The organism is Shewanella sp. 10N.286.54.B9 (genome assembly GCF_041468565.1).
GTDB lineage: Bacteria > Pseudomonadota > Gammaproteobacteria > Enterobacterales > Shewanellaceae > Shewanella.
Genome location: NZ_JBFRIY010000109.1, coordinates 1 through 1,111, shown reverse-complemented (window position 1 = coordinate 1,111; position 1,111 = coordinate 1). Strand labels below are relative to the sequence as shown.

General features: G+C 45.5%; 1 protein-coding gene. It reads left to right on the top strand.

Features of this window, described 5'->3' with window-relative positions:
• The coding region (tuf, locus tag AB4135_RS21925) for an elongation factor Tu (RefSeq protein ID WP_371995541.1) at positions 1 to 1,104 on the top strand (1,104 nt) is incomplete at its 5' end.
• Positions 1,105 to 1,111: the final 7 nt, after the last annotated feature.

The window sequence follows — 1,111 nt, the reverse complement described above, 5'->3', positions numbered from 1 at the left end:
CTAACTGCTGCTATCTCTGCTGTTTTGACTAAAACATACGGTGGTGAAGTTAAAGATTTCGCACAAATCGATAACGCTCCTGAAGAGCGCGAGCGTGGTATTACAATTAATACTTCTCACATCGAATATGACACTCCATCACGTCACTACGCACACGTAGATTGTCCTGGTCACGCCGATTATGTTAAAAACATGATTACTGGTGCTGCTCAAATGGACGGCGCGATTCTAGTAGTTGCTTCTACAGATGGTCCAATGCCACAAACACGTGAGCACATCCTGCTTTCACGTCAGGTTGGCGTACCATTCATCATCGTATTCATGAACAAATGTGACATGGTAGATGACGAAGAGCTTCTTGAGCTTGTAGAAATGGAAGTTCGTGAACTTCTTTCTGAATATGACTTCCCAGGTGATGACTTACCAGTTATCCAAGGTTCTGCGCTTAAAGCCCTTGAAGGCGAGCCAGAGTGGGAAGCTAAGATCCTTGAGCTTGCTGAAGCTCTAGATACTTACATTCCAGAGCCAGAGCGTGCTATTGATGGTGCGTTCATTCTTCCAATTGAAGATGTATTCTCAATCTCAGGCCGTGGTACAGTTGTAACTGGTCGTGTAGAGCGCGGTATCATCAAAGTTGGTGAAGAAGTAGAAATCGTTGGTATCAAAGATACAACTAAGACTACTTGTACTGGTGTTGAAATGTTCCGTAAGCTTCTTGACGAAGGTCGTGCTGGCGAGAACTGTGGTGTTCTTCTACGTGGTACTAAGCGTGAAGATGTTGAGCGTGGTCAGGTTCTTGCTGCTCCTGGTTCAATCACTCCACATACAACATTCAAGTCAGAAATCTACGTTCTGTCTAAAGAAGAAGGTGGACGTCATACTCCATTCTTCAAAGGCTACCGTCCACAGTTCTACTTCCGTACAACTGACGTAACCGGTACTATCGAATTGCCAGAAGGCGTAGAGATGGTAATGCCTGGTGACAACGTTGCTATGACAGTAACACTAATCTGCCCAATCGCGATGGACGAAGGTTTACGCTTCGCAATCCGTGAAGGTGGACGTACAGTTGGTGCTGGTGTTGTTGCAGAGATCGTTGCTTAATAGCGAC